Annotated in this window: 7 protein-coding genes and 2 pseudogenes; 6 read left to right on the top strand and 3 right to left on the bottom strand. The window is 53.8% G+C overall.

Going from position 1 to position 7,905, the window contains the following annotated elements:
- Nucleotides 1-70, top strand: a pseudogene (locus tag ACTBDZ_RS12730) (surface-adhesin E family protein); the annotation flags it as partial.
- 52 nt (nt 71-122) lie between these two features.
- Here ACTBDZ_RS12730 and ACTBDZ_RS12725 read toward each other — a convergent pair.
- Nucleotides 123-1,041 (bottom strand): annotated as a pseudogene (locus tag ACTBDZ_RS12725) (phosphoethanolamine transferase domain-containing protein); the annotation flags it as partial.
- Nucleotides 1,042-1,256: 215 nt separating this feature from the next.
- A complete protein-coding gene (locus tag ACTBDZ_RS12720; protein WP_438815587.1) occupies nt 1,257-1,580 on the bottom strand; it encodes a hypothetical protein in 324 nt (107 codons plus the stop codon).
- Between the two features lie 260 nt (nt 1,581-1,840).
- On the opposite strand from ACTBDZ_RS12720, the gene gmk reads away from it, so the two are divergent.
- From gmk to recG, 5 genes are all read left to right on the top strand, one after another.
- Nucleotides 1,841-2,464, top strand: coding sequence for a guanylate kinase (gene gmk, locus ACTBDZ_RS12715; protein ID WP_438815586.1), 624 nt, complete (start codon nt 1,841-1,843; stop codon nt 2,462-2,464).
- Between the two features lie 53 nt (nt 2,465-2,517).
- The gene (gene rpoZ, locus ACTBDZ_RS12710; protein WP_195316190.1) at nt 2,518-2,793 is read left to right on the top strand and encodes a DNA-directed RNA polymerase subunit omega; all 276 of its coding nucleotides are present in this window, start codon (nt 2,518-2,520) and stop codon (nt 2,791-2,793) included.
- Nucleotides 2,794-2,811: 18 nt separating this feature from the next.
- Nucleotides 2,812-4,914 carry a bifunctional GTP diphosphokinase/guanosine-3',5'-bis pyrophosphate 3'-pyrophosphohydrolase gene (gene spoT, locus ACTBDZ_RS12705; protein WP_438815585.1) on the top strand — a complete coding sequence of 701 codons (2,103 nt, stop codon included), beginning with the start codon at nt 2,812-2,814 and terminating at the stop codon, nt 4,912-4,914.
- A 74-nt stretch (nt 4,915-4,988) separates the two neighbouring features.
- On the top strand, nt 4,989-5,681 hold the full coding sequence (trmH, locus tag ACTBDZ_RS12700; RefSeq protein WP_438815584.1) for a tRNA (guanosine(18)-2'-O)-methyltransferase TrmH: 693 nt from the start codon (nt 4,989-4,991) through the stop codon (nt 5,679-5,681).
- Nucleotides 5,682-5,692: 11 nt separating this feature from the next.
- Nucleotides 5,693-7,777 carry an ATP-dependent DNA helicase RecG gene (recG, locus tag ACTBDZ_RS12695; RefSeq protein ID WP_438815583.1) on the top strand — a complete coding sequence of 695 codons (2,085 nt, stop codon included), beginning with the start codon at nt 5,693-5,695 and terminating at the stop codon, nt 7,775-7,777.
- Nucleotides 7,778-7,804: 27 nt separating this feature from the next.
- Here the strand turns inward: recG and ACTBDZ_RS12690 are convergent.
- On the bottom strand, nt 7,805-7,905 hold a 101-nt coding region (locus ACTBDZ_RS12690; protein WP_438813920.1), incomplete at its 5' end, for a hypothetical protein.

Below are 7,905 nucleotides of genomic sequence, written 5' to 3'. Positions count from 1 at the left end.
CATGGCGATGGTCAAAGCGCTTAACCGGATCACGCTATTAGGAATGCCGAACAGTATTCGCATCACGTAACAATCGACCCGATGGGGCACAGTCGTTACAAGTTCTGATTTATTCAACAAAGCCGCACGAACATGCAGCGCATGGAGAGTTTGGTTGAGGTATCACAAGACTGACCCCGGAACGCCACCAGATTACGCTCTTTCGACAGTTGCGGTGTGGTATCACGCTGATAACCGAGCAGCCCCATATGATCCCAGCGGGCCGTCTCCCCCAGAATAAAAACCACAATAGGTATCCTCAATACCAGCAGGGGCTATATAGGTAAAATTTTGGGCGGGGTCGAACAGCTCCGCCGCATCCTGACTTTCATCATATTGCGTGTAAGCGAACAACCCCAACGCCGAAATCCAGTTGGACGGCAAATACGAGTGCGCAATAACACCGCCATAGCTGGGCAAATCGATATTGGTTCGTTTTTCCATGCGCTTTTGCTCGGTCCCCATATATTCCATGGTGCCCCATACCAACGCGACAACAGCCAGCAGGATTGACACGGGTTTAATACGTTTCCCTGGCGTTTTTAATTGTTCGATAAGGGTATTGCGCAAATCGGCCTTCCAGATGATCGCCAAAGGTATGGCGCTGATGCACAGCGCCCAGACCATAAATCGCTAGCCAATCACCTCCTTTGACAAATCAATATCCGTGGTCATCACCGCAGCAATTATCCCGTAACCAATAACCACATTAAAAAACGTCATGTAGTAACTGGCGGCAACAGAAACCAACACTAATAGTGAGGCGATAAGTCGGTAGAAATAACGACCATCCAGTGAGATCAACCGCATCAGGAAAAAGGTAAACAGCACGCTGAGCGATAATTCAATCAGCGCGGGCAGGAATTTGGTAAGAGTAGATCCAGCAGGAGAAGCGACATCATCGAAGCGGCGATAATAGACGGAGACGTTGAGAAACAATCCAATATACACGGCGAGAAACAACGACAAAGCAGACTGTGAAAAAGAGGTAATCACCGACATCTTATTATGGCTCCAGCATCAACCAAGGCTTCTTTAAAAAAATTAGGACACAGGAATAATTGATGAGTTCATGAATAATATACTTTTTTAACGCTTACCTTGGTTTTCAAAAATGCACCATTGTTAAACGTAAACACCACTAATGTTTTTATTAGACGCGCCGATTAGCGCATAACCCTCTACGCTGGTGATAAGACAAGACCGGGGACAGCCTTTTACCGTTGCAAGGAAATTTTATGGATACAGCGAATAGTTTTCGTTCCTTGCTTAATCCAGCGCGTTATTATTTTCACCACTTGTAAAGAGTGCCGGTGAGGTATTGGTTTTTTTGTCGTATCAGGCGCGGAATCAAGCCTTCTTTCCAACCGCTGCCACCAGGAATAACGATCCCAGCATACTGAAAAACGCTTTTCCTGAGCCACCAGCGTCACGGCCCGCACGTGGGGATCGGATATTGATGTTCGCACCAGCATCGTCAATGATTGCAACAGCACTTGGAAAAACAACACCGTGCCGTATTGGAGAACAGATTGTCTCACAAGCGCATCCTTGTACGTTTCTGCCGTTATGCTGGCACACACCAAAACGCCTCAGAAACCAAAAAACGCGCGAAAAATGCATAGCACATGAAAATTTAAGCAAACTATCGAAAGCGATCACGAATCCAGTCATCACACGATGTGATATCCGGTGACGCGACGGTAAAGATTAGTGCGCGTATCGTGTATAATGCAAAAATTGGTACAGGCAAGGCCGTCCAATCGACCCATCACATTCACCATACATTACGTTCATCATTATGGCTCAAGGCACGTTATACATTGTTTCTGCCCCCAGCGGCGCGGGAAAATCCAGTTTAATAAATGCGTTACTGAAAACGCAGCCGTTGTATGACACCCAGGTGTCGATTTCCCACACCACCCGAGCCAAACGCCCGGGGGAAAACCACGGAGAACACTATTTCTTCGTTTCTGTGGATGAATTTAAGCGTATGATTCAGGAAGATGCTTTCCTTGAGTACGCCGAAGTGTTTGGCAACTACTACGGCACGTCCAAAGCAGCCATTGAGCAGGTGCTGGCAACCGGCGTAGATATTTTTCTGGATATCGATTGGCAGGGCGCAGAGCAAATCCGCCGCCGGATGCCGCAGGCACGCAGTATCTTTATTCTGCCGCCGTCCAAAGAAGAGTTGGGGCGCCGTCTGCGCGGACGCGGCCAAGACAGCGATGAGGTGATTGCACGACGTATGGCGCAAGCGGTGGCTGAAATGACACACTACGCGGAATACGATTATCTGATCGTCAACGATGATTTCGATCTGGCGCTGTCCGATCTGAAAACCATCATCCGTGCTGAACGCTTATTGCTGAGCCGCCAGGCATTGCGGCATGATGCATTAATCACCAAACTATTGGCAGACTGACATCACTTTCAGTATGATGCGCAGTCATTTTATTTCCTGTGGAGTAGCACATTATGGCACGCGTAACTGTTCAAGACGCTGTTGAGAAAATTGGTAACCGTTTTGACCTGGTGTTGGTCGCTGCTCGCCGCGCCCGCCAGATGCAAGCAGGCGGAAAAGATCCGCTGGTCCCTGAAGAGAACGACAAATACACCGTGATTGCGCTGCGCGAAATCGAAGAAGGCCTGATCAACAACCAGATTCTGGATGTGCGTGAGCGTCAGGAACAGCAAGAGCAAGAAGCCGCAGAGATCCAGGCGGTCACCGCGATTGCTGAAGGTCGTCGTTAATCTCGCTACGGGTCGCCCTTGTATATCTTCGAAAGCCTCAATCTGCTGATACAGCGCTATCTGCCGGAAGACCAGATCAAGCGCCTTCAGCAGGCTCATATTGTTGCACGTGATGCTCACGAGGGGCAGACTCGCTCCAGCGGTGAACCTTACATCACCCATCCCGTCGCTGTTGCCGGTATTTTGGCGGAGATGCGTCTTGACTATGAGACGCTGATGGCCGCGCTGTTGCATGACACCATCGAAGATACCCCCACCACCTACCAGGATATTGAACAACAATTCGGCAAGAGCGTCGCCGAACTGGTAGATGGCGTTTCGAAGCTGGACAAGCTGAAATTCCGCGATAAGAAAGAAGCGCAGGCCGAGAACTTCCGCAAGATGATTATGGCGATGGTGCAGGACATCCGCGTCATTCTCATCAAACTGGCTGACCGCACGCATAACATGCGCACGCTGGGCTCGCTGCGTCCTGACAAGCGTCGCCGCATTGCGCGTGAAACGCTGGAAATTTACAGCCCGCTGGCGCACCGTTTGGGTATTCATCATCTGAAAACCGAGTTGGAAGAGCTGGGTTTTGAGGCGCTGTATCCAAACCGTTATCGTGTGATCAAGGAAGTGGTCAAAGCCGCGCGCGGCAACCGCAAGGAAATGATCCAAAAAATCCTTTCCGAAATCGAAGGGCGGTTGAACGAAGCAGGCATTCCCTGTCGCGTCAGCGGACGCGAAAAACACCTCTATTCCATCTACTGCAAGATGCACCTGAAAGAACAGCGTTTCCATTCCATCATGGATATCTACGCGTTTCGGGTGATCGTTAAAGAGCTGGATACCTGCTATCGCGTGCTCGGACAGGTGCACAGCCTGTACAAACCGCGTCCTGGCCGCGTCAAAGATTACATCGCCATTCCCAAGGCGAACGGCTACCAATCGCTGCATACCTCGTTGATTGGGCCGCACGGCGTGCCGGTCGAGGTACAGATCCGTACCGAAGACATGGACCAGATGGCCGAAATGGGTGTGGCGGCGCATTGGGCGTACAAAGAAGGTGAAAGCAGCACCACGGCACAGGTCCGTGCTCAGCGCTGGATGCAGAGCCTGCTGGAACTGCAACAAAGTGCGGGCAGCTCGTTCGAGTTTATCGAGAGCGTCAAATCCGATCTCTTCCCCGATGAAATGTACGTGTTCACCCCGGAAGGGCGCATTATCGAGCTACCGGCTGGCGCGACACCGGTCGATTTTGCCTACGCGGTACATACGGATATCGGACATGCCTGCGTCGGCGCACGCGTCGACAGACAGCCCTATCCGCTCTCTCAATCGCTCAGCAGTGGGCAGACGGTGGAGATCATTACCGCCCCCGGCGCACGCCCCAATGCGGCATGGTTAAACTTTGTCGTCAGTTCGCGCGCTCGCGCCAAGATTCGCCAAATGCTGAAGAATCTCAAGCGTGACGATTCGGTGAGCCTGGGACGTCGTTTATTGAACCACGCTTTGGGTAATGGCAGAAAACTCAGCGATATTCCACAAACCAGCATCCAGCTTGAGTTGGATCGCATGAAACTCACCTCGCTGGATGACCTGCTGGCAGAGATTGGCCTCGGTAACGCCATGAGCATCGTCGTGGCGAAAAACCTGTTGGATGAGCAGCCGTTACAGCAAGAGCACACCGGTTTGCGCAAGCTGCCGATCAAAGGTGCAGATGGCGTATTGATTACGTTCGCCAAATGCTGCCGCCCGATCCCCGGTGACCCGATTGTGGCGCACGTCAGCCCCGGCAAAGGTTTGGTGGTTCACCATGAGTCTTGTCGAAATATTCGCGGCTACCAGAAAGAGCCAGAAAAATTCATGGCGGTCGAGTGGGATAAGGTTACCGAACAAGAGTTTATCGCTGAGATTAAAGTCGACATGTTCAACCATCAGGGGGCATTGGCCAACCTGACCGCAGCGATTAATGCCGCCAACTCCAATATTCAGAACATCAATACGGAAGAACGGGATGGTCGTGTGTATAGCGCCTTTATCCGTTTGACCACGCGCGATCGGGTACATCTGGCTAATGTCATGCGCAAAATCCGCGTGATGCCGGATGTCATCAAAGTGACCCGTAATCGCAACTGATCGCCACCGTACCAGTGATAGCCCTGACGATCCCGGTCTCACACATGGTACCGGGATAACGCAAGAGACATCGTATGACACCAGAACGCTACGCCCGCATCCAAGAGATGCTGACCAGCCGTCAACCCGATTTGACGGTGTGTATGGAACAGGTGCACAAACCCCACAATATTTCCTCTGTGATTCGTACCGCCGATGCCGTTGGCGTCCACGAAGTCCACGCCGTTTGGCCCACCAGCCGCATGCGTACACTGGTGTCAGCAGCAGCAGGCAGCAACAGTTGGGTACAGGTCAAAACACATCGCACCATCGCCGATGCCGTCTCGCATTTAAAAACGCAAGGCATGCAGATTCTGGCGACCAACCTGTCAGCCAAGGCGGTCGATTTTCGTGAAGTCGATTACACGCGACCGACCTGCATCCTGCTCGGTCAGGAAAAAACCGGCATCACGCAGGAAGCGCTCGCGCTGGCCGACCAGGACATCATCATTCCGATGATCGGCATGGTGCAATCCCTGAACGTGTCGGTCGCTTCTGCGCTGATCCTTTACGAAGCCCAACGCCAACGTCAAAACGCGGGTATGTACCAGCGTGAAGCGGGCATGCTTGATGACGATGAGCAACAGCGCTTGCTGTTCGAAGGGGGCTATCCGGTGCTGGCGCGCGTAGCGACGCGGAAAAAACTCCCCCGCCCGCGCATCGACCATCAGGGCCAGATCATTGCCGACACGGCATGGTGGGCAGCCATGCAATCCGCCGCCGAATAGCGAGAGCGCCAATGAAAAGCCACCTGCTGAATAACCAATCGTTGAACACCCTCACGGGGGTCGGTGCCAGTCAGGCGGCTAAACTCGCGCGCCTCGGGTTGGAAACCGTGCAGGATGTGTTGCTGCACCTGCCGCTGCGTTACGAAGATCGCACCCACCTCTACGCCATTGGCGACCTGCTGCCCGGTATCTATGCCACCGTGGAAGGTGACGTGTTGCGCAACGATATCGTCTTTGGACGCAAACGTACGCTGACCTGCCAAATCAGCGACGGCAGCGGCGTGCTGACGATGCGCTTCTTCAACTTCAATGCCGCAATGAAAAATAGCCTGGCACCAGGCCAGCACGTTATCGCCTACGGTGAAATCAAACGAGGCAAGAATGGGGCAGAAATTATTCACCCAGAATACCGCGTACAGGGCGATGCACAGCAACCGGTGGAATTACAGGCCTCACTGACGCCGGTTTACCCAACCACGGAAGGAGTGCGTCAGGCCACGCTGCGCAAATTGACCGATCAGGCGCTGGAGCGTCTGGATGCACAACCGATAGAAGAGTTGCTGCCGCAGGAGCTAAGCCGCGGCATGATTGGGCTGCCTGAAGCGTTACATACTCTGCACCGTCCCCCGGCAGGCACGCAACTGAATGAGCTTGAGCACGGCAAACACCCGGCACAAATGCGTCTAATCATGGAAGAGCTGCTGGCGCATCACTTAAGCATGCTGGCGGTACGCGCCGGTGCGCAGCGCCATCGCGCGCTTGCACTGCACGCACAGGACGAATTAAAAACGCGACTGTTGGCCGCCCTCCCGTTCGCGCTGACTCAGGCACAAACCCGCGTCATCAACGACATTGAAGCCGACATGGAGAAACCGTTCCCCATGATGCGTCTGGTTCAAGGGGATGTCGGCTCCGGAAAAACGCTGGTGGCAGCCATGGCGGCACTGCGCGCCATCGCTAACGGCAAACAGGTGGCGTTAATGGCACCCACCGAGCTGCTCGCGGAACAACACGCCATCAACTTTCGTCATTGGTTTGAACCCCTTGGCATTGAGGTCGGCTGGCTGGCCGGCAAGCAAAAGGGCAAAGCCCGCGTTGCGCAACAAGAGGCCATCGCCAATGGTCAGGTCAGTATGATCGTGGGTACGCACGCTATTTTTCAGCAGCAGGTGCAATTTAGTGGGCTAGCGCTGGTGATCATCGATGAACAGCACCGCTTTGGTGTGCATCAACGGCTAGCCTTGTGGGAAAAAGGGGGGGAACAGGGCTTTCACCCTCACCAGTTGATCATGACAGCAACACCAATCCCACGCACGCTGGCGATGACTGCCTATGCCGACCTGGATACGTCGGTCATCGATGAGCTGCCGCCCGGCAGAACGCCAGTGACAACGGTCGCCATCCCCGATTCTCGCCGTGAGGATATTATCACCCGCGTCGATCGTGCCTGTCGGGAAGAAGGGCGACAGGCCTATTGGGTCTGCACGCTGATTGAAGAGTCCGACCTGCTGGAAGCACAAGCCGCTGAAGCCACCTGCGAAGGACTGAAGGCCGCGCTGCCAGGTCTGAGAATTGGATTGGTACACGGCCGGATGAAAGCGCAAGAGAAGCAGGCGGTGATGCAGGCGTTCAAACAGGGCGAACTGCAACTGCTGGTGGCAACCACGGTCATCGAAGTGGGGGTGGATGTGCCCAACGCCAGCCTGATGATCGTCGAAAACCCAGAGCGGCTGGGCCTGGCACAATTGCACCAGTTGCGCGGTCGCGTCGGACGCGGTGCCATAGCCTCCCACTGCGTGTTGCTCTATAAGACGCCGCTAAGTAAAACTGCACAACAGCGCTTGCAGGTGATGCGCGACAGCAACGACGGTTTCGTTATTGCGCAACGGGATTTAGAGATTCGCGGTCCCGGCGAACTGCTGGGTACGCGGCAAACCGGCAGCGCCGAGTTTAAAGTGGCGGATTTACTGCGCGATCAGGCACTGATCCCCGAAGTACAGCGCGTGGCTCGTCACCTTCATGCACACTATCCAGAACATGCCAAAGCGCTGATTGAACGTTGGTTACCGGAGCGGGTGCGCTATACCAATGCCTAACGCCCTAAATAGCTGTTCCTAATACCGCTACACTTTTGCCTGTCCATGTTTTCCACTGGGAAACGGGCTGACGGTTTCCATGAAGCGGCGAACCTTGTTCAGTAACTGCCACATTGAACAGCATTGAT

The sequence above is a fragment of the Symbiopectobacterium sp. genome (assembly GCF_051710365.1).
Lineage (GTDB): Bacteria > Pseudomonadota > Gammaproteobacteria > Enterobacterales > Enterobacteriaceae > Symbiopectobacterium.
The sequence above is the reverse complement of the archived record's forward strand: the minus strand, read 5'-3'. Positions and strand labels throughout refer to the sequence as shown.

Coding starts and splice junctions, on each gene's coding strand:
- recG (WP_438815583.1), top strand. CDS start 5,693: ATGAAAAGCCACCTGCTGAATAACCAATCGTTGAACACCCTCACGGGG.
- rpoZ (WP_195316190.1), top strand. CDS start 2,518: ATGGCACGCGTAACTGTTCAAGACGCTGTTGAGAAAATTGGTAACCGT.
- gmk (WP_438815586.1), top strand. CDS start 1,841: ATGGCTCAAGGCACGTTATACATTGTTTCTGCCCCCAGCGGCGCGGGA.
- trmH (WP_438815584.1), top strand. CDS start 4,989: ATGACACCAGAACGCTACGCCCGCATCCAAGAGATGCTGACCAGCCGT.